This is a genomic window from Candidatus Competibacter phosphatis, assembly GCF_012939995.1.
Classification (GTDB): Bacteria; Pseudomonadota; Gammaproteobacteria; order Competibacterales; family Competibacteraceae; genus Competibacter; species Competibacter phosphatis.
Map to the genome: position 1 here is coordinate 1 of NZ_SPMZ01000082.1, position 24,708 is coordinate 24,708.

The 24,708-nt window shown below is 56.4% G+C and carries 26 protein-coding genes and 5 pseudogenes; 18 read left to right on the plus strand and 13 right to left on the minus strand.

What is annotated here, in order from left to right:
• Nucleotides 1–371, plus strand: a 371-nt coding sequence (locus E4P82_RS19805; protein WP_169250495.1) for a transposase, incomplete at its 5' end; no start/stop codon positions are given.
• A gap of 32 nt (nt 372–403) precedes the next feature.
• Nucleotides 404–463, plus strand: a pseudogene (locus E4P82_RS23885) (helix-turn-helix domain-containing protein); the annotation flags it as partial.
• A gap of 50 nt (nt 464–513) precedes the next feature.
• On the opposite strand, the gene E4P82_RS19815 reads toward E4P82_RS23885, so the two are convergent.
• Nucleotides 514–2,037: an acyl-CoA synthetase gene (locus tag E4P82_RS19815; protein ID WP_169250496.1), complete on the minus strand. Its 1,524-nt coding sequence runs from the start codon at nt 2,035–2,037 to the stop codon at nt 514–516.
• 210 nt (nt 2,038–2,247) lie between these two features.
• Here E4P82_RS19815 and E4P82_RS19820 point away from each other — a divergent pair, with 210 nt between their 5' ends.
• Nucleotides 2,248–3,063 (plus strand): alpha/beta hydrolase, encoded by an 816-nt coding sequence (locus E4P82_RS19820; RefSeq protein WP_169250497.1) that lies wholly within the window; start codon nt 2,248–2,250, stop codon nt 3,061–3,063.
• Between the two features lie 112 nt (nt 3,064–3,175).
• Here the strand turns inward: E4P82_RS19820 and E4P82_RS19825 are convergent, their stop codons facing one another.
• Nucleotides 3,176–3,991: a biotin/lipoyl attachment domain-containing protein gene (locus tag E4P82_RS19825; RefSeq protein ID WP_169250498.1), complete on the minus strand. Its 816-nt coding sequence runs from the start codon at nt 3,989–3,991 to the stop codon at nt 3,176–3,178.
• A gap of 54 nt (nt 3,992–4,045) precedes the next feature.
• Nucleotides 4,046–4,516 (minus strand): hypothetical protein, encoded by a 471-nt coding sequence (locus tag E4P82_RS19830; protein WP_169250499.1) that lies wholly within the window; start codon nt 4,514–4,516, stop codon nt 4,046–4,048.
• A 230-nt stretch (nt 4,517–4,746) separates the two neighbouring features.
• Between E4P82_RS19830 and E4P82_RS19835 the strand changes: the two are divergent.
• The 5 genes and pseudogenes from E4P82_RS19835 (at nt 4,747) to E4P82_RS19855 (ending at nt 7,802) form a co-directional block, all read left to right on the plus strand.
• A pseudogene (locus E4P82_RS19835) lies at nt 4,747–5,520 on the plus strand (IS5 family transposase).
• A gap of 47 nt (nt 5,521–5,567) precedes the next feature.
• A pseudogene (locus E4P82_RS19840) lies at nt 5,568–6,531 on the plus strand (IS481 family transposase); the annotation flags it as partial.
• A 156-nt stretch (nt 6,532–6,687) separates the two neighbouring features.
• Entirely contained in the window at nt 6,688–6,930 is a 243-nt protein-coding gene (locus tag E4P82_RS23890; protein WP_211203231.1) for a nucleotidyltransferase family protein, read from the plus strand.
• Between the two features lie 19 nt (nt 6,931–6,949).
• Nucleotides 6,950–7,165: a nucleotidyltransferase family protein gene (locus E4P82_RS23895; RefSeq protein WP_211203233.1), complete on the plus strand. Its 216-nt coding sequence runs from the start codon at nt 6,950–6,952 to the stop codon at nt 7,163–7,165.
• Nucleotides 7,095–7,802, plus strand: a complete 708-nt coding sequence (locus E4P82_RS19855) for a nucleotidyltransferase family protein (protein WP_169250501.1) — start codon at nt 7,095–7,097, stop codon at nt 7,800–7,802. Before E4P82_RS23895 ends, E4P82_RS19855 begins: the two co-directional genes overlap by 71 nt.
• Here the strand turns inward: E4P82_RS19855 and E4P82_RS19860 are convergent.
• The 6 genes from E4P82_RS19860 to E4P82_RS19885 form a co-directional block, all read right to left on the minus strand.
• Nucleotides 7,780–9,645 (minus strand): ABC transporter ATP-binding protein, encoded by a 1,866-nt coding sequence (locus E4P82_RS19860; RefSeq protein ID WP_169250502.1) that lies wholly within the window; start codon nt 9,643–9,645, stop codon nt 7,780–7,782. The genes E4P82_RS19855 and E4P82_RS19860 overlap by 23 nt on opposite strands.
• Nucleotides 9,646–9,676: 31 nt before the next feature.
• Nucleotides 9,677–9,952, minus strand: coding sequence for a PqqD family peptide modification chaperone (locus tag E4P82_RS19865; protein WP_211203232.1), 276 nt, complete (start codon nt 9,950–9,952; stop codon nt 9,677–9,679).
• Between the two features lie 221 nt (nt 9,953–10,173).
• Nucleotides 10,174–10,689 (minus strand): hypothetical protein, encoded by a 516-nt coding sequence (locus tag E4P82_RS19870; RefSeq protein ID WP_169250503.1) that lies wholly within the window; start codon nt 10,687–10,689, stop codon nt 10,174–10,176.
• A 288-nt stretch (nt 10,690–10,977) separates the two neighbouring features.
• Complete coding sequence (locus tag E4P82_RS19875) at nt 10,978–11,142, minus strand: hypothetical protein (RefSeq protein WP_169250494.1); 165 nt, start codon at nt 11,140–11,142, stop codon at nt 10,978–10,980.
• 233 nt (nt 11,143–11,375) lie between these two features.
• The gene (locus tag E4P82_RS23900; protein ID WP_169250526.1) at nt 11,376–11,513 is read right to left on the minus strand and encodes a transglutaminase-like domain-containing protein; all 138 of its coding nucleotides are present in this window, start codon (nt 11,511–11,513) and stop codon (nt 11,376–11,378) included.
• Complete coding sequence (locus tag E4P82_RS19885) at nt 11,491–11,832, minus strand: lasso peptide biosynthesis B2 protein (protein WP_169250504.1); 342 nt, start codon at nt 11,830–11,832, stop codon at nt 11,491–11,493. The genes E4P82_RS23900 and E4P82_RS19885 overlap by 23 nt, the downstream gene beginning before the upstream one ends.
• Before the next feature lie 760 nt (nt 11,833–12,592).
• Here E4P82_RS19885 and E4P82_RS19890 point away from each other — a divergent pair.
• Nucleotides 12,593–13,018, plus strand: a pseudogene (locus E4P82_RS19890) (transposase); the annotation flags it as partial.
• A gap of 157 nt (nt 13,019–13,175) precedes the next feature.
• On the opposite strand, the pseudogene E4P82_RS19895 reads toward E4P82_RS19890, so the two are convergent.
• A pseudogene (locus E4P82_RS19895) lies at nt 13,176–14,202 on the minus strand (IS5 family transposase).
• Between the two features lie 64 nt (nt 14,203–14,266).
• On the opposite strand from E4P82_RS19895, the gene E4P82_RS19900 reads away from it, so the two are divergent.
• Together E4P82_RS19900 and E4P82_RS19905 are read left to right on the plus strand one after the other, a co-directional pair.
• Nucleotides 14,267–14,656: a hypothetical protein gene (locus E4P82_RS19900; RefSeq protein ID WP_169250506.1), complete on the plus strand. Its 390-nt coding sequence runs from the start codon at nt 14,267–14,269 to the stop codon at nt 14,654–14,656.
• Nucleotides 14,595–14,990: a transposase gene (locus E4P82_RS19905; RefSeq protein ID WP_169250507.1), complete on the plus strand. Its 396-nt coding sequence runs from the start codon at nt 14,595–14,597 to the stop codon at nt 14,988–14,990. Before E4P82_RS19900 ends, E4P82_RS19905 begins: the two co-directional genes overlap by 62 nt.
• A gap of 188 nt (nt 14,991–15,178) precedes the next feature.
• On the opposite strand, the gene E4P82_RS19910 is transcribed toward E4P82_RS19905, so the two are convergent.
• Genes E4P82_RS19910 through E4P82_RS19920 form a run of 3 tightly spaced genes read right to left on the minus strand, consistent with a single transcriptional unit; the run spans nt 15,179 to nt 18,043 of the window.
• A complete protein-coding gene (locus E4P82_RS19910) occupies nt 15,179–16,582 on the minus strand; it encodes a serine/threonine-protein kinase (RefSeq protein ID WP_169250508.1) in 1,404 nt (467 codons plus the stop codon).
• A 1-nt stretch (nt 16,583) separates the two neighbouring features.
• On the minus strand, nt 16,584–17,456 hold the full coding sequence (locus tag E4P82_RS19915; protein WP_169250509.1) for a c-type heme family protein: 873 nt from the start codon (nt 17,454–17,456) through the stop codon (nt 16,584–16,586).
• Between the two features lie 56 nt (nt 17,457–17,512).
• Nucleotides 17,513–18,043, minus strand: coding sequence for an invasion associated locus B family protein (locus E4P82_RS19920; RefSeq protein ID WP_169250510.1), 531 nt, complete (start codon nt 18,041–18,043; stop codon nt 17,513–17,515).
• A 146-nt stretch (nt 18,044–18,189) separates the two neighbouring features.
• Between E4P82_RS19920 and E4P82_RS19925 the strand changes: the two genes are divergently transcribed.
• The 7 genes from E4P82_RS19925 to E4P82_RS19955 all read left to right on the plus strand — a co-directional run bounded on the left by E4P82_RS19925 (nt 18,190) and on the right by E4P82_RS19955 (nt 24,707).
• Entirely contained in the window at nt 18,190–18,399 is a 210-nt protein-coding gene (locus E4P82_RS19925) for a hypothetical protein (RefSeq protein WP_169250511.1), read from the plus strand.
• 152 nt (nt 18,400–18,551) lie between these two features.
• Nucleotides 18,552–19,205: a DedA family protein gene (locus E4P82_RS19930; RefSeq protein ID WP_169250512.1), complete on the plus strand. Its 654-nt coding sequence runs from the start codon at nt 18,552–18,554 to the stop codon at nt 19,203–19,205.
• A 183-nt stretch (nt 19,206–19,388) separates the two neighbouring features.
• Nucleotides 19,389–20,675 carry a citrate synthase gene (locus tag E4P82_RS19935; protein WP_169250513.1) on the plus strand — a complete coding sequence of 429 codons (1,287 nt, stop codon included), beginning with the start codon at nt 19,389–19,391 and terminating at the stop codon, nt 20,673–20,675.
• 163 nt (nt 20,676–20,838) lie between these two features.
• Entirely contained in the window at nt 20,839–22,347 is a 1,509-nt protein-coding gene (locus E4P82_RS19940; RefSeq protein WP_246327752.1) for an aminotransferase class V-fold PLP-dependent enzyme, read from the plus strand.
• Nucleotides 22,348–22,384: 37 nt separating this feature from the next.
• Nucleotides 22,385–22,522, plus strand: a complete 138-nt coding sequence (locus tag E4P82_RS19945; RefSeq protein ID WP_169250514.1) for a hypothetical protein — start codon at nt 22,385–22,387, stop codon at nt 22,520–22,522.
• A gap of 17 nt (nt 22,523–22,539) precedes the next feature.
• A complete protein-coding gene (locus E4P82_RS19950) occupies nt 22,540–23,457 on the plus strand; it encodes a 5-bromo-4-chloroindolyl phosphate hydrolysis family protein (RefSeq protein WP_169250515.1) in 918 nt (305 codons plus the stop codon).
• 56 nt (nt 23,458–23,513) lie between these two features.
• Nucleotides 23,514–24,707 (plus strand): toxic anion resistance protein, encoded by a 1,194-nt coding sequence (locus E4P82_RS19955; protein ID WP_169250516.1) that lies wholly within the window; start codon nt 23,514–23,516, stop codon nt 24,705–24,707.
• Nucleotide 24,708 lies beyond the last annotated feature (1 nt).

Here is a 24,708-nt window from a genome sequence, read left to right on the forward strand (position 1 = left end):
TCTACGATGGTCATGCGGCTCGCCAAGTCTTGACCACCTGTTTTCAATCGTGGATAGCGTCAAAAAAAATCTGGGCGGATGGTGGTTATAGAGGTGAAAAGTTTGTTCAATGGGTCAAGGAACAGTTCGACTGCATTTTTGAAGTTGTTGAAAAAAAGAAAACGGATAAGGGATTTCAGGTTTTACCTCGGCGATGGGTTGTAGAGCGAACCTTTGCTTGGCTCGGGCGATCTCGCCGCTTAAGCAAAGATTACGAACGGAAACCCACATCGAGTACGAGCCATGTTTATATGGCCTCAATTCGACTCATGCTGCGAAGAATTTGTAAAGAACGAGTATTATTACAAGGGACTGCTTTAGAGGTAGCTTAGGTAATTGAGTTTTTTCACAGCTTCTCAGTTGCGCCGCGCGCTTGCTGGGCATGACCCGCCCGCAATTGGCGTACCGCCTGAAGAAAAAGTAAGCGCTCGAAGCGAACAACGAAAGCCAGGCGGCAAACCCCTGGATCGGCGTTCAGCGCTCGCGCAACTCCCGCCGCAACACCTTGCCCGCCGCCGAGATCGGCAAAGCCGTCAAGAACTCGACGTGACGGGGAATCTTGTAACGCGCCAGGCGATCGCCGAGATGCGCCAACAACGCCTCGGCGCTGGCGGTTTGGTCCGGCTTGAGCACCACGAACGCCTTGCCGATCTCGCCCCACTTGGGATCGGGCACGCCGACCACCGCGCATTGAAACACAGCCGGATGCCGGTACAACGCCGCCTCGATTTCCGCCGGGTAGACGTTCTCGCCGCCGGAGATGAACATGTCCTTCAATCGGTCCACGATGAAGAAATACCAGTCCTCGTCGTAACGGGCCAAATCGCCGGTGTGGAACCAGCCGTCTTCGTCGATGACCTCGCCCCAGGCCGCGGCATTGTTGAAATAGCCCGAGGCGATGCTGGGACCTTTCAGCACCAGTTCACCCGTTTCGTTCGGCCCCAGCGGCCGGTTGTCGGGACCGACGATCCGGGCATCGATATAAAAATTCGGCCGCCCGATGCTGCCGGCCTTGCGGATGGCGTCTTCCGGGGCCAGCGCGAACAATCCCGGCCCGAATTCGGTCATGCCGAAACCCTGCTTGAAGCGGACCCCCTTGTCGCGGGTGTACTGCTCGACCAGCGGCACCGGCAGCGGTGCGCCGCCGCTGGTGCAGAACCGCAGCGAACTCAGGTCGGCCTCCGCCCAAGCTGGGGTCTGGGCCAGCATCTGATACATCGCCGGCACCGCCGCGAACACCGTCACTCGCTCCCGCTGAATCAGCCGCAACACCTGGTCCGGGTCGAAGCGTTTCAGCAGCACGGTGGTTCCGCCCATGATCACTTGCGGCAAGGTGTAGACGAACAGCCCACCGACGTGAAACATCGGAAATACGTTCAGATACACGTCGCCGCGACCGAGATCGTGGATCACGGTATTCAGGCAATTCCAGGCGATCTGGCGATGGCTGATCTGGGCGCCCTTGGGCAAACCGGTGGTGCCGCCGGTGAAGACGATGGCGGCGATGTCTTCATCCCTCAGATCTTCGCGGAAACAGGCATCGGGCGACGAGTCGGCCAGCAGTGCGTTGAAATCCCGGCTACCGGAGATGCCGGCACCGTCCAGGTGAATCCAGTGGCGCACCGGGGTTTCGGCTTCGGCCAACTGGGCGACGCTTTCCCGAAAAGTGTCGTCGTAAAGCAGCACGGTCGGGGTGACATCGGCGAGAATCTGTTGCAACTCGCGCCAGTGCAGGCGCCAGTTCAGGGCGGTGTGAATCGCGCCCAACTTGCCGCAGGCGCACAGCAGATCCAGATGCTCGACCCCGTCCAATGCCAGCATCGCCACCCGGTCGCCCTTGTCGACGCCGGCCGCACGCAGAGCGTTGGCTAGCCGGTTGGCTCGCTCGTTCAGTTGCGCGAAGCTGAGCCGCAGCTCCGGCGTTTTGCCGGTATCCACCACAGCCAACGCGTCCGGGCTGTAGATCGTCCGCCGACCAAGATAGTCGCCGATGTACATCGTGCCTCCCTCGGATGAATGGTTGTTTTGGCGCCGGCCCGTTCTCCATCTCGCCGTACCCACCGTGGGCGGCCGGGAAACGATGGCCGGATTCGCTTGCAGTATAGGACAGGCGACGCTGTCCGCCGCCACGCCAGCCCAGCGCCGGCTGACATCGTGGAACGTATACTGTGGTCCGCGATCCTTCAACTTCGTCGAGGAGACCTGCTCATGTCCGCTGAACCGTCCGCCAACGCTTGGTTACTCGACCAACCGGAAGCGCTTGCCGGTTTTTTTTATCCGCGTCCCGATTTCGCCGAGGACACCCCCGCGAATGCCCACGAGCTATCGATTCCCGTGGCCGAAGGCGTGGTGGTCGGAGCGCGCTGCCATCTGGCCGATTCCGAGGCAACCACCATCCTGTTCTTTCACGGCAACGGCGAAATCGTGCGGGACTACGACGACATCGGCGCGCTATACGTGGAACGCGGCATCAATTTCGTCGCGGTCGATTACCGGGGCTATGGCCGTTCCACTGGCCGCCCGACCGCTTCGACGATGCTGGCCGACAGTCATGTCGTTCTCGATGTTGTCGCGAACTGGTTCGGTCAACAGGGATACACCGGGCCGCTGCTCGTCATGGGGCGCTCGCTGGGCAGCGCCTCGGCCCTGGAACTGGCTTGCCGCCATTCCGAGCGAATCGCCGGGCTGATCCTGGAGAGCGCCTTCGCCCATACCGGACCGCTGTTGCGTCGGATCGGCGTCAACCTCGCTCTGCTGCCGGGGTTCGAGGAAAACCAGGGCTTCCGGCAACTGGACAAGATTCGGACCTTCGCCAAGCCCACGTTGGTGATCCACGCGGAATACGACCACCTGATTCCCTTCGCCGACGGTCAGGCCCTGTACGACGCCAGTCCCGCCCCGGACAAGCATCTACTGAAGATTCCCCGCGCCGATCACAACACCATTTTCGCTGTCGGCTTTCGACCGTATCTGGATTCGGTCGAAAGTTTCGCCGATCCACGCCGGTTCGATCCCGCCGGTTGAGTGGTCGGAATGGATTCAAGGAGAAGTTGTAATACAAGCAGACAGCACAGCGGATCATTTCGGTGGGAAGCCAATGCCCAAGGACCCCGCCGAGCGGCGATGGTGGAACGGCCTACGGCGTCGAGCAGCCACGGGTATAGGGCCAGGGGTCTTTCTGAAAGGGATCCCGGAGGCGAACCAGTTCCTGGTCTTTCCCCACCGAATCGCCGGCCTTGACCAGGACGCGCTCCACCAGGCCACCGACGGGCGCGTTCACTGGCAGTTCCCTGCTGATGCTCGGCGTGCTCCACACGGTCAACAGAAACAGCTTGTCGCCGGGAAACACCCGGTGCATCCCGCCCGGAGGCGGCGTCGCGACGAAGGCTTTGAGAACCTTCGCGGTCGCGGGCGACTTGAGGATACCCAGGCTCGGCTCGACGTCCCGAAAGCCCGTGGGTTCGGACAAGGGAATCCCGGCGAATTCCAGTGCCTCTTCCTGGATCGTCAGGTGCATCCACGTCGATATACCGCCGATTCTTTGGCTGCCATGGATCAACCGGCGGGCGGTCCGGTGGTGCAGGTCATGGGGAATGCCGCGATAGGTCAGATACAACTGGGCGCGCAACAGAAAGATGAGATACGGCCGCTGGTCGCGGGCATGGATCGTCCAGACCCTTTTCTGGTTGAAGTCGGCGGGGTCCCCAATGATGGTCATTTTGCCCTTGAGTTCGCCCTGACGAAACCCGACTCCGTATTGCCAGCGGTCCCTGCCATCGACCAACACCGGGGCGATATTGGCTTGCTGGAGGGCCGGTTGGTGCCCGATGTCGGGCTCCAGTTTCTGGCTGCTCAACTTGCGATTTTCCGATGCTCCGGCATCGATCTGTTGGAGGGCTCGGCCAAAGGCCTTTTGCAGCCGATCTTCCACTTGACAGAGGTGGTATGACATCTTCGATCCTCCTCGTACCCGACCCTTGATCGACCTTCGAAACGGGCTCGACGACTACCACTTGGCAAACTCGATGACCACGCCGCCGCCCCCGTAGGGAGCCTTCGCCACGGTCACGGCGACCCGTTTGCTCAGGGGGATGCCGCCTTGGTCGATGACCCGGCTGAGTTGCCGCCGAACTTCGAGTGGAACATCCTTCGGCCACGGGATCTTATCGGACAGCTTGCCCGGCGACCTCGGGGGTGGGAAGGTGTTGGGGTTGATGGTCGGTGGCGGTGGGGTGATGAGGGAGAGGGTGCGCTGCCAGTCGTCATATGCGGCGTTGAGCTTCGCGACGGTGGCGTTGATCCGAGTTAGCAGGAGGGCGGCGGCCCCCCGGGACACCACGTCCGTGATCGGGCGCCGAATGGCGGCCTGATATTCGGTATCCAAATCCCGGAGTTGTTTTTCCAGTGGCTTGACTTGGGCCCACATGCGGTCGTTCGTCGCCCGAATCGTCGACAAATAATTCTCGATCGTACTCATGAGTCGCTTCCCTCTTGGTGGTAGCAAGGGTCTTTCGGGGTAGGTAAGCGAGCGCCGATGGCGATGAGGTCAGTCGGATTCGGTCCATGAGATGTTCGCTTGCTGAGTGGTTCCCTGGTGGATGTGGAAAGGTTCAAAGCGGCGCATCTTTTTTTTCGCCGGCTGGTAGATACTGTAGTCACGAGACTGAAGATATGAGAGAATCATGAGGTCAAAGAAAGGGAGGCTCCATGAAAGAGACAGTTCCTGCCTACCGTCGCCACGATATATCGGATGAAACCTGGGCTTTACTGGAGCCGCATCTACCGGGACGCCGGGGCGTGTGGGGCGGGATAGCCGAAGACAACCGATTGTTTATCAATGCGGTGTTCTGGATTCTGCGCACGGGGGGCGCCATGGCGGGATCTGCCACCGGACTATGGCGGATGGAGTAATACGCACCGTCGCTTCATTCGCTGGCGCAATAAAGGGGTCTGGGAAAAGTTGCTGGAGATTTTGATCGACGAACCGGACTACGAATGGTTGATGATCGATGCCAGCCACTGCAAGGTTCACCCCCATGCCGCAGGCGCACCAGGCGGAAATCAGGTGATGAGCCGTACCAAAGGGGGCTCAACACCAAGATACACATGGCCGTGGATGCGCATGGTCTGCCGATCAGAGTACTTATTACACCAGGTACCACAACGGATGGTACCCAGGCTTCAAAATTGATCGAAGGGATCGATGCCGATTATCTGATCGCGGATAAAGGTTATGACACCGATGCGATTCTCCAGCAAGCGGCCGCACAGGGCATGCACGCGGTCATTCCGCCCAAGAAAAACCGAACGATTCAAAGAACGCATGATCAAGACCTCTACAAACTGCGCCATCGGGTCGAGAATGCTTTTCTTGTGCTCAAACAATGGCGGGGCATTGCGACCCGATATGCCAAAAACTCCGCGTCCTTCCTCGCCGCCGTCCACATCCAATGTCTCGTTCTCTGGCTCAATATCTCGTGACTACACTATCTAGCCGACTTGATTGTTGCTTTACGCCGGAAGCCCTGATGGAGATTCGTTTGCACGCCACCACCACGCCCAAGCAGCGGGCCTATATTCAGCAATCGACTCGCCCGGTGGCCGAACTGGCGGTGGAGTTGGGGGTGAGCGAGACCACAATTCGTCGCTGGCGAGCACGGGACACAGTGCGGGATCGCCCGTACACGCCGCACCGCTTGACGACGATCCTGAATCCGCTGCAAGAGTTTGTGGTGGTGGAGTTGCGCAAGCTCTTGTTGCTGCCGCTGGACGACTTGCTGGTGGTGGCTTGCGAGTTCGTGTGTCCCGAACTGTCGCGCTCAGCGCTGGACCGGTGCCTGTGCCGCCACGGCGTGGCCCGGCTGGCGGACCTGTTGCCGGAGGCGGAAGGCCAGTCCCCATTATTGCCCCAGACCTTCAAGGCCTACGCGCCTGGGTTCGTGCATGTGGATGTGAAGTACCTGCCTCGAATGCCCGACGAGGCCGAACATCGCTATCTGATCGCCGCCATTGATCGCGCCAGCCGCTGGGTCTATTTCGAGATCCAACCCGACCAGTCCGCCGCCACCGCCGCTGGCTTTTTGGAGCGCCTGCGGGCCAAGGCCCCGTTTCGCATTCGCACCGTGCTGACCGACAATGGGAAAGAGTTCACCGACCGCTTTTGCGTCACCGGTAAGCGCGAGCCCACCGGCCAATACCGCTTCGATCAAACCTGCACCGCGCACGGCATCCAGCATCGACTGATCAAGCCCAAGCATCCGCAAACCAATGGGATGATCGAACGCTTCAACGGTCGCATCGCCGAGGTGTTGAAAAGCACCACGTTCATCTCCGCTCGCCACTTGGAAACGACCTTGCAACAGTATCGGCATCTCTATAATCACTATATTCCTCAGAAAAATTCCTCAGAAAAATCTCGGGCATGTCACCCCGATCGACAAACTGAAGGAGTACTACCGCGTTAAACCCGAACTTTTTCAAAAAAAGACCTATTAATCATCCGGGACCCGACAACTACATCTTGTGGCCTCCACGGGAAATCTCACTGAGCCAACAATCTATGATCGAAATTCGCCCTGAGGATGAACTTTTTATTTTGCTGCGCACGGACAAAAAAAAAGCGAAGAAGTTGGTGATCGTATTAAGGTCTTGGTACGTCAAGATCTTGACTGGCATTATCTAATGAAGAGTGCTTTTCATCATAAGGTGGTACCTCTATTATATCAAAATATCAGGCGAATTTCCCCAAGCAAAATTCCAAAGCAAATGCTTAAACGAACTTCAAAAAATATTATGAGTTCAATGCAAAAAAAAAATTTATTCCTTGCCGTTGAGTTAATAAAACTTCTCAGGTTACTAGAAGAAAAAAAAAATCTTTGCAATACCATATAAAGGGCCTGCCATAGCTATTCTGGCTTACAGAGATATAAGCTTCAGGCAGTTCAGTGATCTTGATATTTTGGTGCATCCAAATGATTACTTGAAAACAATGCACTTCTTTCTAGAGAAAGGTTATCGCTTAAAGGCTAAGTATAGTTGGGAGTGTTCTTTAATCGATGCCAATTATGGGGTATGCGTGGATTTACATAGGGGAATTACACCGAAAAAAATTTCCGGTTTTCCTTGATTTTCAAGCTATGAAACAGCGTCTAGGGGTATTGCAGATTGGTTCTGGGGAGATCATGACTTTTTGCCCAGAGGATATGCTGATCATTTTATGCATCCAATTAGCCAAGGATGGGTGGGAACATAGTTATAAACATCCAATTTGTTTAAGCAAACTCTGTGATTTATCGGAGTTAATTCAGGCGCATCCCGATATGAATTGGAAGCGAGTTTTTAAGGACACGAAAAAAATAGGGTGCTGGAGAATGCTGCTGGTTAGTCTATCTTTAATTCATGTTGTATTCGGTACGCTGATACCTAAATTGCCACCAAGATCACTGAAATATTTAGGTGATTTAAGCGACGATATTTATAATAAATTAATGTATCAGGCTTCTGTAAACAATGTCGAATTGCTATCAATGGAAAAATTCCATTTCAAGATCCGAGAGCGCTGGCGGGATAAGCTCTATCCAAATTATTCTAATTTCAGACAAAGGTTGATTCCGAACGAGCGAGATCGGGCATTAATGTCATTGCCAGAATCACTTGACGTAATTTACTATGCTATTCGTCCGATCCGGCTGATGATAGACTACGGGCAATTGGCATTAAAAATAGCGAAAGAGAAATTTTTCACTTGGAAAAGGCAGTGCTGAGAGCTGGAATATTATTGTTGTTCACTGATTGTGATTCATCCTGATAGTAAGACGCCTGCTGGCGGTAGAGATCAGCATAAACTCCGTCAAGTGCCAGCAATTCCTCGTGATTTCCCTGTTCGATCAGATGTCCCGCGTCAAGTACGTAGATGCGATCGGCCAAGCGCACCGTTGAGAAGCGATGGCTGATGATCAGTGCGGATCGGCCGCGAGCCATCTCTCGAAATTTTTCGAAGAACTCGAACTCTGCGGTAGCATCAAAAGAGCTGGTCGGTTCATCAAGCAGAATAAGTTGGGAATCGCGGACGAAAGCTCGTGCCAGCGCCAATTTTTGCCATTGCCCGATGCTCAATTCTTCGCCGTCGGCAAAGGTACGGCTCATCACTGTGTCGTAGCCTTTAGGTAATCGGATCAGGTAGTCGTGGATGCCCGCCCATTGAGCGGCTTGGACGATAGAAGGATCATCTGGAGCGATATCTGGACGACCCAGCATGATATTTTCGCGCGCCGTCATGTGATAGCGACCGAAATCCTGATAAACGACGCTGATTTCCCCTCTTAAATCCTCAATCTTGAAATTACGTAGGTCGGTGCCATCAATCGTGATCTGTCCAGTATCGGGATCGTAGAGTCGGCAGAGGAGCTTGGTCAGTGTGGTTTTACCTGAGCCGTTGCGCCCGACCAGAGCAACAATTTCGCCGGGACGGATGGTCATGACAATATCATGGAGGATTGGTCGATCCGTACCCGGATAATGAAAACTCAGGTTTTCTACTCGTAGGCCGGATCGCCATGGTCGTGGCACTGCCATCGGATGGAGGGGATCGGGGACACTTTTTGGGACATTGAGAAATTCATAGAGAGTTGACAAAAAAAGATTGTTTTCATAGAGTTTCGCTAAACCACTCAAGGTAGGTCTTAGTGAACTAATGGCAACTTGAAAAGCACCGAAGTACATTACCGTCTCTCCTAATGAAATGGATTTTTGTACGGTGGCATAAACGATAAAAGCGAGTGCACCGTATCCAGCAAAAGCGGCGGTAGATTCAGTAATAAATTGCCTTCGGTAAGCTTGTCCTGAAATAAGGTGTAGACTAGCTCGAATCATTAATCTAATTTCACTAAACCGATTGGCTATGAGTGGTCCGAAGCCAAATGCTCGTACTTCCTTGGCTTTTTCAGCGGTTGTAATAACTTCATTAAAATATCTGCTAAGGCGCTCGCTTGCTGTTTTCTCACGATGTAATTGGTACAAAGCCTCGGCATATTTAATCCGGTATATGAGTACTGGAATGGAAGCTGCTAAAACCACTATTACGACAATCCAATCGAACATCAGTAGGAGTGCAAAAGCACCTACAAGGGTTAAACTGTTGAGAGCAAGCTCCGTCATGCCGGAAATGATTCGGAGGGGGCGCGATGGAGCTTCGCGCTGAGCTCTATGTAGTTTGTCGTAGGATTTGGGATGCTCGTAGTAGGCAAGATCCATATTGATGGATTTAGCCTGAACAAGATGTTGCATATGATCAGCGACGAGATGAGTCTGCATCTCGTTCGCATAACCAAGCAAGGCATTACAAAGGTTACTAAGGATCGCTAGTCCTAAAGCTGCGGCTATTAGAATCGAGAGGCTTTGAAAATCAGATCCTGACTCGATAGATGCATTCGTTCCTGTAAGATGATCCACCACAAGCTTAAAGATGTAAAGAGTAGCTAAAGGAATTACACTTTCTATAATAAGTAATAAAGTACTCAAAGCAGTCCATTGGGGGGCAGCTTGCCAAACAAATTTCAGGGCTCTATCTATTCGGAGCCCATCAATAAAATTTAAAGAATTTTGCAAGTCGGATAGCCAGAATACATTATCATTTTAACTATTTCCCCTTTTCAATAAGTCCTCGCCTAAATAGATCTTCGACCAATGCGGTTAAGTCTGCCTCACATTGTCCTGCTTCTACTTCATATTCTTCAAGTAGGACATCATGGATGGATTGAATAGAGCAAGGTTGTTGAATGAGACTCCAAACACGAGCAGCAACTTCTTTTAGCTCATAATACATACCATCTTTGAGGCTTAGGATCACAATACCTTCTGTCAGATCAGGAGTGAGAGTTGCTGAAACCTGATCTTTACTTACTGTCAATACCAAATTTTTTATCGAGGCTGATTTTCATGAGTTGGCTAGCAGGTGAAATAGCGAAAAGAAATTATTAATTGACATCATATTAAACCAGTTGCTGGTCCTGTAAAATATCTTGTTCAACCCGTCGAGCAACATCGGGAAGCTGCTTGAGCTTCCATTGACGCAATAGGTGCTTGACTTTGATTTTTCTCAATAGTAAGTTTAGTTGTTGAAATGCATGAGTTATATTAGTAGATTGTAGAAACTGGGTTCCAAAGCGGCACACATATAAATGTGGAATGACACCAAAAAAACGCTTCGCTAGGTGGCATTAACTTGATGGAGAGATCCTCTCCGACATCCAGTAGATAAAGACAGTCTAAAGGAAGCGTTTCTGCAATGGTATTTCCAGCATAGACATTGTATTTATCGATGCCAGACCTAACTCGAACCGCAGAATCAGGATCATCTCCAATGCTGATCAAGGCATCCGACCATAATCTAATTTGAGGAGAGCCTGGCATCACTCGTGGTTGGGCTTGGTCATTAAAGCGTACTACCAGCAACTCATCGGAAATCAAAGCGTGTCCGCGCTGATGCAAGGTTGCGGTTGTGGTTGATTTTCCCCAGCCTTTGGCGCCGATAAAACCTATACCTCGGTTGTCAATGGCCACGCAGCTGGCATGGAGGACCAATAGCCCACGCTGGTGTAGTAATACACCCAAACCCGCACCGAGGATAAAAAAGGCGCAATGCATCTTCATCAGCGTTAGTGCCCGGTACGACGGTGATCCGACGACCCTCTTCAATTAGCAGATCACCCACTCCACCCCAAGTCAGGTGAACTTGGTTCAAGGACGCATCAGTGCACGAGATTGGTGAAGGTTCATGAGATGCGGTACATTTGCTGGAATCAAGTTCCACAATAACGTCCGCCCTACCCTTAACCGATGGCAGCTCGGGCAAAGGGAAGGCGGACGCCAATGTTAGGCCGTAGGCAGAATAGAGCATAATATCCTTCCGCAGCCTTTTTTGTGTGGGTTCAGCTTGTGTTACGAGCCGTCTGAGCCATCGTGGCCACCGCCACGGTGGCCACCGCCACCAAAACCACCAAAACCACCAAAACCACCAAAACCACCAAAACCACGACCCTGCGTGATTTGCTCGACTGTGCCATGCACAATCACTTCAGGAGTAACGTATACCTTTTTCATCATCTCACCTCACTACTTGTCAAATATATAAATGAAATCGGGGTGTATCGGGCATGCCAATCGAGCATACGTCATCCGACTTATTCGCAACTTGGAGCGTGCGCCTTAGGCCCAAATTGGGTATTTATTCCTCCATAGACTCGCTATTATTAAACTTAGAGCGCTCGATTGGTAAACGCCTAAGGTCATTGTTGTAAGTCTCTAACAGCCACGTCTTATTGCTTTTGGTGATGCATTCATTGTTGAGCGATTTCCAGTGAAGGAAAAGCAGTAAATTGTTTCAATCCTCGCAGGTTACCAAGGATGACCAGACCCTGATATTCAAGCCAGGCATGGGCGGTGAGCAGGTCGTCACGATTCTTCAGTACACCAATTTTTCAGTTGTGCGTTGAAACCCTTGCGACGTAGCAGCTTCTGGCCCACCAGCGCTTGGGGAAGGCAGTTGATCTGGAGAGGGGCCAGCAGCCGACCTAGTCGTTCAATGGCTTCGGTAATCTCACGCACTTCCTCAATGGCCACTGGTCCACTGGAAGGTGGCTTGCCAGGAGGGGCTACCCATCCGCGCAGCAAGTCGAACGGTAGCAGGTACAGCCCCGCTTTTACTGTGATCAGCCAGAGCGCCGTATTGCAGTGCAGCCATTTTCCGCGTCGTGGTAGCGCCATGAACTTGTGGAACAACACGTTCGCTTTCAATTTCGTTACCTAGAGTGACATAGTGACACTATGATAGATTACCTATGTTACATAATATTATGGTTTATAACAGCATAAATTCAAGCAAAAATTTTTTTTTATTATATTTTTTTTATAAATATCAATTGATTGTGTGATGCTTGAAAATCGAGAGTCCGCATGTCATGTGAACGAGTGTAAAGGCAGAAGGCTGGGACAATCTATGCCATCTACGAACGATGCTGGTTCGGTTGTCTCCATGTCTTACCCGGTGGTTTTGCTTTGCGCTGGCAGTGGAATGCATCCGGTGGAGCGTTTTAAGGATTAACTTCAGAGTCCTGTGTATGACTGAACACCAAGGGCAAAAGATGAAGAGAGCATGGAGAAAATTTAAGCAAAGATTGAGCCGTAATTAAAAAATATGTTGGTTTTATTTTATATATAAAAAATCAATTAGTTATTATAAAAATACGTCAGGTATCCGAATGAAATTCAGAAAGATATTATGTCTGTGACCTGCTCCCTAAAACTTGTTATCAAGATAGTGATATGCGCACCTTGCGGGTCAAGCTGAGCTGCTTATCAATTGATATAACACTCAAAAATATTTACAAATGACGAAATTCGGCATAAGACAGGCCAATTTGACCAGATACCGAAGGAGTGTTTGGGACGATCATTGAGTGGCCGCACGATACCGTTCTTGGGTCTCGTATGCCGTATCCGCGCGGGGGATCGCGGACATAAGCGCTAACTTGTTTGTGGCTTCGGGTTGCGTATTATGGTGCGTACCCGCGATGCGGATGAAAGGGGCTGGTCGCCATTGAACGAAGACTGGGAACTACTGTTGTCGTTTCTACCAAGCGACTGGCAGGGGTTGGCTCATGATGCCGGGGCGCTCAAGGGGCTGCGCAAAGACAAGTCGGCTGAGAACCTGCTGCGCACGCTGTTGATCCATCTGGGATGCGGTCATTCGCTGCGTGAAACGGTTGTCCGCGCCAAGAAGGCGAACTTGGCCGATTTGTCCGATGTGGCTCTGTTGAAACGGCTAAGGAAATCAAAGGATTGGTTGCGCGCGCTATGTCTGCAACTGTTCCGGGAACAAGGTGTTGCGGTGTCGGCCGATGGCGGCTTTCAAATCAGGGCCTTTGATGCGACGACCGTCCAGGAGCCCGGCAAGACGGGGGCGCTGTGGCGCATTCACTATAGGGCACCTCGAAAAACCGGACATGAAGCCGGCAAAATGGGCAAAGCAAGATACCTGAGGCGTGAGCCTCACAATATCTTTGGTTTGTGCCCCGACCCGAAGGGTTCATCCTCGCCCGAAATCACCATCCCGGTCGTACCGGGATCGCCCTTGGGCGTTAGAAAGCGACCACACCGCATGCCTTGAGACTGCACAGGCGACGTAGGTTGTAGACCGCTGCCTTCCCCGTGAGTTGGAAGGTCGCTCGATCCAGGCCGACGCAACGGAGGAGCTTTCCGCCCATCTGCTCCATGGTGGCGAAGACGTGTTCGACCCGCGCCCGAACCCGGGCAATGCGGGTGTTGCAGCGCGTCTGGCAGGCGGACAGCGGTTTGCCTTTCTGGGCCTTGCGCTGGATGTGCACGCGCCAACCCTGAGCCTTGAGGCGATGCTCGCGGCCACCATCGACGTAGCCCTTGTCGCCATAAAGATCACGACCGGTGTTCGCGTGATCCAGGACATCCTCCAGGTGTAGGGTGTCGTTCTCCGAGGCGGTGCTAACCTTGACCCGGCGGATCAGCTTGTAGCGCCGGTCGGCGCTGACCGAGACCTTGTAGCCGAAATAAGACTTGCCGTGCTTCTGGGTCCAGGTGGCCTCGGTGTCCTTCTGTCGTCGCTGGGCCGGTTTCCACTCCATGGGCATCGCCTGTTCCTTCAGCAGTGCCCGTTCTTTCTCAGTGACGTGCTGTCGAGGAACGGGAACCAGACTGGCATCCACCATCTGCCCGCCACGGGCGATATAGCCGTGCTGGGCAAGCTGGCGGTTCACGGCTTCGAACAACGCGTCTCCCGTCTTCCTTGTCGTGAGTCGCTCGCGGAAGGTCCAGAATGTGGTGCGGTCCGGCACCTGGCTGCTGCGTCTCAGTCCCAGGAAACGTTGGAAGCTCAGCCGGTCCAGCACTTGATACTCCATCTGCTCGTCACTCAGTCCATATAAATTCTGAAGTACCCAGGCCCGTACCATCAGTTCCGTGGGAAACGGCGGACGTCCACCGCGCTCTCGCCCCGGTCGTGGCGCGACCCGATCCACCTCCACCGCCAGTGCCTTGAAGTCAACCTGCTGCTCCATAGACTTGCAGCACATCACCCAGACGGTCCAATTTCGCTTCCCGTTCCTCGGCGGCAAACAGGCTTTCTTTGATCATCAGAGGTGCGGACTCTTGGCGGAAATCAATAACCCCATTTTCTCATAATCAGGGGTTTTTCGAGGTGCCCTATAGCGTTCGCCTGCCCTCGTTGGTGTGTGACTTCTTCAAGCTCACCGAAACGGCGGGTCGAGGCACGGGCGAATCGTTGGCCCAGTTCCCCGTCCAGGCGGGTGAGTATGTTCTGGCCGATCGCGGTTACTCCACCACCCTCGGGATTCATCATGTGGTTTCTGCGGGAGGGCAGGTCACCGTGCGGGTGAATACCGGTGCGCTGGTGCTGCAAACGGCTCAAGGCGCACCGTTCGACTTGCTCGCGGCGCTCACCGCGTTGCGGCGAGCGGGCATCGTCGAATCGTGGTCCCCCCCAAGCGGTGGGCCAGGATCGGATCGTGGTGCCGGGGTGGGTGTGTGCGATCCGAAAAACGGAAGAAGCGATCCGGATAGCGCATGACAAAATACGCAAGGAGGCCGCGCGCAAAGGAAAGCAGGTACAACCGCAAACCCTGAAGTTTGCGCAGTACGTTATCGTGTTCACCACGTTTCCCGAACTGACCTTCCCAGCCTCGGAGGTCCTGGAGTGGTATCGTATCCGCTGGCAAGTGGAATTGGTTTTCAAGCGATTCAAGTCGCTGGCACAACTGGGACACCTGCCGAAATACGACGACGAAAGCGCCAAGGCCTGGCTCTATGGAAAACTGCTGGTGGCGTTGATCCACCATGCCACAGCGATTTCCCCCTGGGGATACCACCTGGCGGCAATATCAACCACACAGCGCGTGGCGTGACTTCAAATTTGTGCTTAACCAAATCACCCGAACCATCGAACCCTCTATGCCACTGGCCCAAATGATCGGCGAGTGGAACGAGATTTCAAAATCACTGGCTGAGTCGCCTCGCCGCCGGCTGTCTCAGCTATCAGGCTACTTCAAGCATAACTCCAAAACAAGTTAGCGCTTATGGGGATCGCGGACGCTCAGCCGGTTATGGCGGGGGTGCGTTTCAGAAACGCTTGGCGGTCGGCTGCGGTGGGGATGTGCGCGGCCAGTTGCTGGTAGAGTTCTTGCGGGCTATGGGCCTTGCTGGCAGCCTGCTTGACCAGCACCTTGGCGATAGGTCCCAGAAAAACCGCCAAGTCCCGACGGGCGACCTCCAGCAGCACCTGATCGAACGATCCCAGCGATCCGCTGACCTGACTGCCGATCCCCGACGCAGCGCCGTGGGTCGCCATGCCGGTGATGGTGCCGCCGATCACCGCTCGCATCCGCCGCTGGAACAGCAAGCGATCCCGTTCACTGGGGATGGATTCCGCCAGTTGTTGCACCAGCTCTGTCGGACTGCCGACCTGCTGCGCGGTTTTGCGCACCAGCACCCGAGCCATCGGACCCAGGGTTTCGATCAAGAGCCGCTCGGTTTGAGCCAACAGCGTCGGGTCCCAGCCCTGCGGGGTGTTGGCCCCAGCCGGTGCTTGTGGTGCTTGAACCGGCGCGACCCGAAGTACGGTGGAACCGTCAGCCGCGATTTCGCGATCCACCAGCCGGGTGTTTTCCAAGGCGGCGATAAATGCGTCGGCGCTCTGAAAGCGGACATCCGGCTCCTTGGCCAGCGCCTTGTTCAACACGCCGTCGAGCTCGACCGGTAGAAGCGAGTTCAGTCGAGTTGCCTGCAGCGGAGGTTCGTTCAGGACCTGATACATCAATTCGCTGGCGCTGCGTCCCGGAAATGGCCGGGTGCCGGTCAATAACTCGAACAGCACCACGCCGGTGGCGTACAGATCGGCGCGCCGATCGGCTTCAAGACCCTTGAACTGTTCCGGTGCCATGTAGCCGGGCGTGCCAACCGTCATCCCGTCTTGAGTCATGTTACTGCCGGCTTCCAGCCGGGCAATGCCGAAATCGGTGACCTTGACCTGACCGTCGGCCAGCAAAATGATGTTGGCGGGCTTGATGTCGCGATGCACTACACCAGCGGCGTGTGCCTGGCCAAGCGCTTGCAGCACCTGAATGACGATTGCCACCGCGTTGGCCAACGGCATCGGTTGACGGTCCTTGAGGTAACTGCGTAGCTCCCGGCCCTGTATGTACTCCATGACGATATAGGGCGCGCCCGCTTCCTCACCATATTCGAATACGGTGACGATGTTGGGATGCACGCAACGGCCGGCGGCGCGCACTTCGCGGCGAAAGCGTTCCAGCCACTCGGCGCCTTCCTCGCCGCGCAGTAGCCGGCGATGGATGGTTTTGATGGCCACCTCGCGGTCGATCGCCGCGTCGTGAGCGCGGTAAACCACGCCCATGGCGCCACGGCCCAGCATCCCGGTCACACGGTAGCGGCCGATGCGTGGCGGCAGCGTGGCGCTGGTGTCACCGCCGTCGTTCATCTCATTCGCCCAGCATCTTCATGGCGTTTTCCAGACTGAGCCGCATCCGATTGAACGACTGCGACAGAGAGGCAATTTCATCGGAGCCCTGACGAACGTATTCCGGTACGTCCGGCTTGCCCATGCTGACCTCACTGGCGATCTCCGACATCCGCTTCACCGGCCGGATCACCACGAAATGCAGCAGGATATTGAGCAGCAGCAGCAGCAGCACGAACACACCGCCCAGCAGGATCATGAAGGTGGTGAAAGTCTGGCGGGCCCGCTCCAGCGGCAGTGACATCGGCACCGTGACCACCTGTGCCCCGATGGTCTCGCCCATTTTCCAGCCGAAGCCGTTGTTGACGCCATAAATGTCGGTCATGGTTTTGGGGGCGTCCTCGATCCGGCCGTGGCAGACCAGACAACCTTCGTCGCGGATGCTCAGTGGCCGGGCCAGATTGAGCATTCGCCCGGTTGGCGTGTCGCGCTCGACAATCAATTCCTTTTTTTCCTGGTTGTTGCGAAATTCATTGATGATGTCCGCTTCCCAGTCGCTGGCCCGATCGGAGGGATTGGTCGGGTTGAGCGCCGCTTCCTTGTAGGTGTAATCCGAGTATTGTTCGCGCAGGGCCTTGAATATTTGCGCGGCGGCGTAGGCCGAGATCGATTCCGGCCGGAATTGCCGCTTCATCTGCAGGGTCAGCAGCGGAAAGATGTGCTGGGCGGTGTAGATGCGGGCGCCGAGCGCGCTTTCGATCATGATGCGGGCGTTCTGGATCACTTCCTCGCGGGCGTTGTCCTTGAGGATGCGGTCGGACAGATAGGCCGCCAGCGCCAGTCCGATGGCGAACGCCAGCAGCAAGACCAGATTGAACTTCGTACGTAGACCCATGTGACAGACTCCATTAGATACGAATGACGGATGACGAGGGTGTGGTGATGCCGCTTTCAACCTGTCCGGGCAGGCGTGGCGCTAGCCGGCGGCTGGCAGTTGTTGTTCATGCTGTCGTAGGCTTTGCTGAAGCCGATGAGGCTGAACTTGACTGGAAACAGTTGGGTAACCGGCCAGGTTGGCCAGAACCGTAAATACGCGGTGGCTTCACTGCCCTTACGGAACTGTTGGATAAGTTCGGAAACTTCCTGGTCAAACACCAAAGTCATGTCGTGGTCAAGTTTGTCGGTACGGATCGGCGGATTTTTATCCACCGTCAGATGCAAGTCGCCAAAAGATGGGTCAATTTTCGATTCGGTGATCACCAGCAGGGAATTGCCGTTGAATACCAGGGTCACTGGCGTGGCGTCGTAGCCGTCCGAGGTGATTTGCGGTGTGCTGCTGAGCAGGCAGCGGGTCTGGCGGGTGAGGGGGTCGCGCTGCATGGCGACCGTCCAGTCCGCTTCGGCCTGACTGGTCAGCAGCGTCAATCCCAGCAGCAGTTTCGCAGCCTTGTGTCGGTTTGTCGTTGGGTTGTGGATCAACATGGATTTAGAGAGTCCTCTTGACGGCATGGGGTTTTCAATGGGCTCTTTTTTGCCTGTCGGCCGCCGGTCCGGTCCGACGTCATAGTCTGTCCGCCGACGGATTTCCTGTATAGTGGTGAGCTTAGACAATCGCTTGGAAGCACGCCATGACCGATGATCCTCGTGTGGGTTCGGACCTCATTCTTACCAGCGATGGCGGCACGCTCCAACGCCTGACCTTGGTGCCGGCTGTTTCGGGCGACGGGATGGTGCTGGTGGATACCGCCGGCATTCCCGTCAATCCCTGGGAGGTGGAATTGCGGCACTGGCCGCCCGAGACCGAACCGGCTTTACGGCGGGGCGGCTATCTGATTTGACCAGTTTTTGGACTTGGAATTGTGGTGCAACTGCGCCGACTGAACCGAATGCCAAACCCATATCGAAACTCCTCTCGTTTGGCAACGTTTTTCCCGATTCTTCCCGACTGCGTTCAAAACGCCATCACTTTTCCGGTAACCGGGTTTCCCGCATGGATTTCCTGACCGACCTGCTCTCGTTCTTTCTCCATATCGACCAACATCTCAGGGAGTTGGCTGGTCAGTACGGTGGCTGGCTGTACGCTCTCCTGTTCCTGATCGTGTTCTGCGAAACCGGTCTGGTGGTTACACCGTTCCTGCCCGGCGATTCGCTGCTGTTCGCGGCTGGCTCGCTGGCCGCCATCGGCGCGATGGACGTTCACCTGCTGTTTCTGGCGCTGGCGACGGCGGCGATTCTCGGCGACACAGTCAACTACGCGGTCGGCCACTACCTGGGGGAGAAGGTATTCAGCCCCGACGCCCGCGTCCTCAAGCAGGCGTATCTGGACCGTACCCACCAGTTCTTCGAACGGCACGGCGGCAAAACAATCATTATCGCCCGCTTCGTGCCGATCGTGCGTACTTTTGCCCCCTTCGTGGCTGGCGCCGGCAGCATGAGCTACCGTCACTTCCTGCTTTACAACGTGATCGGCGCTATCGCCTGGACCGCTTCCTTCCTGTATGGCGGTTATTTCTTCGGTAACCTGCCATTCGTCAGGCAGAATTTCACCTTGGTGATCCTGGCCATCATCATTTTGTCGATCATGCCGGGCGTGTTCGAGTACTGGCGTCATCGCCGTGCCGAGGCCGAGGTTCGGGCCGAATGAGCTGGACGGTTCGCAATTCGGCCGGTCGCTGTATAATTCGGCCTCATGACGCGCTTGGCGAACGACAGAATATTCCGCCTAGTTGTCGCCTTTATAAATCAAAAAGTTATAATGATTTTTCTTTTAAGCATGTAGTCCGCGTAGACAACCCGCTTCATCCTTAATACCAACGGAGCCCAAGCCATGAGTCATACGTGCCGCATCGAATTGGACGGCAAGTCCTACGACTTCCCCACTGTTGAGGGAACCGAACACGAATTGGCGGTCGACATCACCACGCTGCGCGACCGCACGGGCTTCATTACGCTTGACGAGGGTTACGGCAACACTGGTTCCTGCACTTCGGATATCACCTATATTGACGGCGACAAGGGTATCCTGCGTTATCGTGGCATTCCGATCGAGCAACTGGCCGAAAAGGGTTCCTTTGTGGAAACCGCTTGGCTGGTGATCTGGGGTCGTCTCCCCACGGCGGAGGAACTTCAGCGTTTCCGGAACCGGCTCACCGCCAACGAAATGCTGCATGAAAGCCTGCGCAATCACTTCGAGGGATTCCCGCCTAATGCCCATCCGATGGCCATCCTTTCGGCGATGATCAACGCCATGAGTTGCTACGAGCCGGAAATGATGGAGATCGAGGATGAGACCACTCTGGAACGGGCGGCGGCGCGCATCATTTCCAAGGTACGCACGGTGGCGGCGGCCAGCTACAAGATGTCCATCGGCCAGCCCTTGATGTACCCGCATCCCGAATTCAGTTATTGCAACAATTTCCTGCACATGATGTTTTCCCTCCCTTATCGGGATTATGTGCCGGATCGGGAAATCACCCGCGCCCTTTCGCTGTTTTTGATCCTGCACGCCGATCATGAGCAAAACTGTTCGACCAGCACGGTGCGGATGGTGGCTTCCAGCGGCGCCAACATGTTCGCCAGTTGCGCGGCCGGGGTGTGCGCGCTGTGGGGACCGCTGCATGGCGGCGCCAACGTGGCGGTGGTGGAAATGCTGGAATTCATCAACCAGTCCGGCATGAAAGTGTCCGATTATGTCGCCAAGGTCAAGGCGAAAGACTCTAAGTTGCGGCTGATGGGTTTTGGTCATCGGGTCTACAAGAACTTCGATCCCCGCTCCAAGATTCTCAAGGCGGCGGCCGACAAGGTGCTGGCTAAACTCCATGTCCAGGATCCCTTGCTGGAGATCGCCAGCGAGCTGGAGGACGTGGCGTTGCACGATCCGTACTTCGTGGAGCGCAAGCTGTACCCGAATGTGGATTTCTACAGCGGCATCATCCTGCGCGCCTTGGGTATTCCCCTGAGCATGTTCACCGTGATGTTCGCCATGGGCCGGATGCCGGGCTGGATCGCCAATTGGAAGGAAATCCACGACAATCCGAAGGCCCGCCTCCAGCGGCCACGGCAGATTTATACCGGCAACCCCATCCAGGATTACGTGCCGATCGATCAGCGTTAACGCGGTTTCCACCCAGTCAGCCCGGTTTCCCACCGTGCGTTCTTCCAGAAGGGCGCGGAGGAACCGGGCACCCACCGCTCCATCCCCCTCCCCGATCGCCACGTCTCCATCCGCGCGCCGCGCATCATGCACAAGGAACCAAGGTTCCAGCGCGATCATCGAAATGTCCGGTAAACCCGACGATTGGATGACGATGGCGCCCGACACTTTAAAATGGGATTTCATCGGCCTCGATACCCGTTACCGTCTTGCCGACGGGCGGGTGACGCGCCGCCATTATCTCGACTCCGCCGCCTCGACGCTGGCGCGGCGCGGCGCGCGCCAAGTGGCCGACGAGCTGCTACGCCATTACGCCAATACCCATAGCGAACTGCACTTTTCCGCCCGTATCGTCGGCCATGCCTACGACTGGGCGCACGCGCAGGTACTGAAATTTGTCCAGGCCGACCCCGAGCGCCATGTTGCCTTCTTTGCCGGCAGCGGTTGTACGGCGCTCTTGAACCGGCTGGCGCGGACCTTGGCGGCGCGGCGGCCGGAACGCGATGTGGTGTTGGTGTCACTGATGGAGCATCACGCCAACGACCTACCGCATCGTCGGCATGCCGGGCAGGTTGTTCACCTCCCGCTGACCGGCGTGACCCCGGCATTGGGCATGATCGATCTGGCGGCGTTGGAACGATTGCTGGAGCAGTATCGTGGTCGGGTCAACTACCTGGCTGTGTCGGCCGCCAGCAACGTGACCGGTATCGTCAATCCGGTTCACGACATCGCCGCGCTGGCCCATGCCTTCGGCGCTTGGGTGGTGGTGGACGCGTCCCAATCGCTCGCGCACCTGCCGTTGCCGCTCAGCGATAACGGTTCCCCGGATCGAGAGCTGGACGCCGTGGTGTTTTCGGGCCACAAGCTGTACGCGCCAGGGTCGCCGGGCGCGGCGGTGACGCGGCGGACGCTGTTGGAAGATACCGAACCGGACGAAGTCGGCGGTGGCATGGTGGACGATGTGCGGCAGTCCGACTACCAGGTGACCGCGCGGTTTCCCGACCGCGAAGAGGCCGGCACGCCCAACATGGTCGGCGCGGTGCAACTGGGCGCGGCGCTGAATCTCCTGCAACGAGCCGATATGACACAGGTTCACGCCGCCGAACAGCAACAGTTGCGGCGGCTACTCGCCGGCCTGTCGGCCCTGCCGGGCGCGCGGGTTTACGGTGATCTCGACCTCCAGCGCACACCGCGCCTCGGCACGGTGGCCTTCAACCTGGACGGGCTGGAACACGGGCTGGTTGCCGCCGTGTTGAACGATTACTTCAATGTCGCGGTACGCAACGGCTGTTTCTGCGCCCATCCCTATGTCCGCGAGTTATTGAAACCAGAATTGTGGACGCTCGATGTCGACCTCGACGCCGAGAACGCGGCGGCCTTGCTCGAACCCTGGCAGGGCATGGTGCGCGCCAGCCTCGGCCTGTATACCCGCGACGACGATATCGAGGCGCTGCTGACCGGCGTGCGCGAATTGCTGGCACGGCCGGACCATTACCGGGCGTTGTATCGGGTGGACGCCGGTGGTCATTTTCGGCATCGTACCTTCGCCGCGCCAGCCGAAACGCTGTTCGATCCCGAAGCGGCGCTCGATCGGGTGCTGGCGCGGCTGAATGCCAGCAACGACATGCTATAGTGAACACCTGTGTCAACCACCGGACGATTTCGCCGCCATGCCTGATTTTCTGCGCAAGTTTATCGGCCTGTTGCTGATTTTCGCCGCCGTCGGCGTCGCCTCCTGCCAAGCGCTGGTGGCGTCCTGCTCCAGCCCAGCCAACGCACTGCCCACCGTGTCCGCGCCGCTCCGCTGAGTCCGGCATTCGTCGTCATGGGCCGCTTCCTGCTGCTGGCCGGCGCCGTTCTGGCCTCCTCCGTCGCCCTGATTTTGTTCCTGAAATGGAAGATCCAGACCATGGCTGAACGCTACCGTCTGCCCTCCGGCCAGCTCCCATCCGCCAAGGGTGTACTGATGTTTCTGCTGCCGTTGCCGGTGTTGGCCGCCGCCGCCGTCTCGCTGGCGCGCGGCCAACTCGGCCCACTCATTGGCGATGCCGCCGGTTACGGCCTGTTCTTGAGCGGGGCCTTGCTACTGCGGCGCGGCCTGCTGTCGGAGGGCGAATACGACCGCCGCCGCATCGCCAAGGTGCCCTGGCCGTTCAAGACGCTGGGGGGGGGGCTGATCGGTCTGGCCACCGCCGTGACCGCTTGGTTGGGTGCCGGCCACCACCCAGCCATCGCCGCCGCCTTCGGTCTGGCGGCACTGCTTGGCTGCTATCTGAACTACGGTTTCGACCCACGCGTCGCCAAACGGGTGACCGACGGCTACGGCGTGGATACCACCGATCAGGTGCTGGAAGCGTTGGCGCAGGCCGAGCGCTCCATCGTCGCCATCGAACAGGCCGGCCGCGACATTCGCAACGCCGAACTCAACGACCGCTTGCGACGCATCGCCAAACTGGCCCGGGATATTCTGAAGCTGCTGGAGGAAGACCCGCGCGATTTACGTCGAGCCCGCAAGTTCCTCAACGTGTATCTGGATGGTGCCCAAAAAGTGACCGAAGGTTATGCCAAGACGCATGCGCGGGTGGCGGCACCCGATCTTGACGACAACTTCCGTCGGGTGTTGGTCACCATCGAGGAAGTATTCCAGGAGCAGCAACAGAAATTGTTGGAAACCGATATCACCGATCTCGACGTGCAAATCGAAGTATTGGCCACCCAACTGAAACGGGAAGGCGTCATCTAACAAGCCTCATCCAAGGCGGACCATCGCATTCCGCCCGACCAAGGAGTCCAGATTTCATGACCACCCCACCGCCTGTTCCAACAACCGCCCCCCCTACGTTGCCGGCCCTGCCCGAGGTATTCGCCGCCGCTTTGCCGCAGGTCCAGCAGGATCTGGCTGCCAGAGCGCCGGCGCCAGATCAGGACCAACGACAAGTGACCGCGCTGATGACGGAAATCGATCTGCGCGACAGCAACTCGATCATCTTCTTCGGCAGCAAGGCTCAGGAGCAGTTGACCACCATTTCCGACAGCATGCTGGAAGGGGTGCGTAACAAGGACACCGGCCCGGCCGGTTCGGCGCTGAACGATATGGTCGGCGTGTTACGCGGCTTCGACCTCGACGAACTGGACCCGAACAAGAAGCCCGGTTTTTTCGCTAAGCTGTTCGGCAAGGCCAAGCCACTGACGAAGATCGTCCAGCAGTACGAACTGGTGCGCAATCAGATCGATCAGATCAGCAACGCCCTGGAGCGGCACAAGACCCAACTGTTGACCGATATCACCACCCTGGATCGGTTGTACGACGCCAATCTCGATTACTTCCACACCCTGGAACTGTACATCCAGGCCGGCGAGGATAAATTGCAGGCGGTGGACACCGAGGAACTGCCGGCGCTGGAGCGGGAGGTGACCGCCAGTGAAGACATGGTTCAGGCCCAGCGCTTGCGCGACCTGCGCGCCGCCCGCGACGATCTGGAACGGCGGGTCCACGATCTGAAGCTGACCCGGCAAGTCACCATGCAGAGTCTGCCCAGCATCCGACTGGTGCAGGAGAACGACAAGAGCCTGATCGGCAAGATCAATTCGACGCTGGTCAACACCGTGCCGTTGTGGCGGCAGCAACTGGCCCAGGCCATCACCATTTATCGTTCCGGCGAGGCCGCCAAAACCGTCAAGGCCGCTTCCGATCTGACTAACCAGTTGCTGGAAGCCAACGCCGAAAATCTGCGCCAAGCCAACGTGCAGGCTCGTACCGAGATCGAGCGCGGCGTGTTCGACATCGAAACGGTGAAGAAAGCCAACCAGACCCTGATCGCCACCATCGAGGATAGCCTGCGCATCGCCGACGAGGGTCGTCGCCGCCGCCAGGAAGCCTCCACGCAACTGGAAGCCTGCGAAACCGAATTGCGCCAAGCACTGGCATCGGCTCAGGCGCGAACTCGCCAACCCGCACCACCCCCCGTACCACCCGCCGGAGGAGGCCGCTGAC

Coding starts and splice junctions, on each gene's coding strand:
- E4P82_RS19815 (WP_169250496.1), bottom strand. CDS start 2,037: ATGTACATCGGCGACTATCTTGGTCGGCGGACGATCTACAGCCCGGAC.
- E4P82_RS19820 (WP_169250497.1), top strand. CDS start 2,248: ATGTCCGCTGAACCGTCCGCCAACGCTTGGTTACTCGACCAACCGGAA.
- E4P82_RS19825 (WP_169250498.1), bottom strand. CDS start 3,991: ATGTCATACCACCTCTGTCAAGTGGAAGATCGGCTGCAAAAGGCCTTT.
- E4P82_RS19830 (WP_169250499.1), bottom strand. CDS start 4,516: ATGAGTACGATCGAGAATTATTTGTCGACGATTCGGGCGACGAACGAC.
- E4P82_RS19855 (WP_169250501.1), top strand. CDS start 7,095: ATGCCAATTATGGGGTATGCGTGGATTTACATAGGGGAATTACACCGA.
- E4P82_RS19870 (WP_169250503.1), bottom strand. CDS start 10,689: ATGAAGATGCATTGCGCCTTTTTTATCCTCGGTGCGGGTTTGGGTGTA.
- E4P82_RS19875 (WP_169250494.1), bottom strand. CDS start 11,142: ATGATGAAAAAGGTATACGTTACTCCTGAAGTGATTGTGCATGGCACA.
- E4P82_RS19910 (WP_169250508.1), bottom strand. CDS start 16,582: ATGAACGACGGCGGTGACACCAGCGCCACGCTGCCGCCACGCATCGGC.
- E4P82_RS19915 (WP_169250509.1), bottom strand. CDS start 17,456: ATGGGTCTACGTACGAAGTTCAATCTGGTCTTGCTGCTGGCGTTCGCC.
- E4P82_RS19920 (WP_169250510.1), bottom strand. CDS start 18,043: ATGTTGATCCACAACCCAACGACAAACCGACACAAGGCTGCGAAACTG.
- E4P82_RS19925 (WP_169250511.1), top strand. CDS start 18,190: ATGACCGATGATCCTCGTGTGGGTTCGGACCTCATTCTTACCAGCGAT.
- E4P82_RS19930 (WP_169250512.1), top strand. CDS start 18,552: ATGGATTTCCTGACCGACCTGCTCTCGTTCTTTCTCCATATCGACCAA.
- E4P82_RS19935 (WP_169250513.1), top strand. CDS start 19,389: ATGAGTCATACGTGCCGCATCGAATTGGACGGCAAGTCCTACGACTTC.
- E4P82_RS19940 (WP_246327752.1), top strand. CDS start 20,839: ATGTCCGGTAAACCCGACGATTGGATGACGATGGCGCCCGACACTTTA.
- E4P82_RS19945 (WP_169250514.1), top strand. CDS start 22,385: ATGCCTGATTTTCTGCGCAAGTTTATCGGCCTGTTGCTGATTTTCGCC.
- E4P82_RS19950 (WP_169250515.1), top strand. CDS start 22,540: ATGGGCCGCTTCCTGCTGCTGGCCGGCGCCGTTCTGGCCTCCTCCGTC.
- E4P82_RS19955 (WP_169250516.1), top strand. CDS start 23,514: ATGACCACCCCACCGCCTGTTCCAACAACCGCCCCCCCTACGTTGCCG.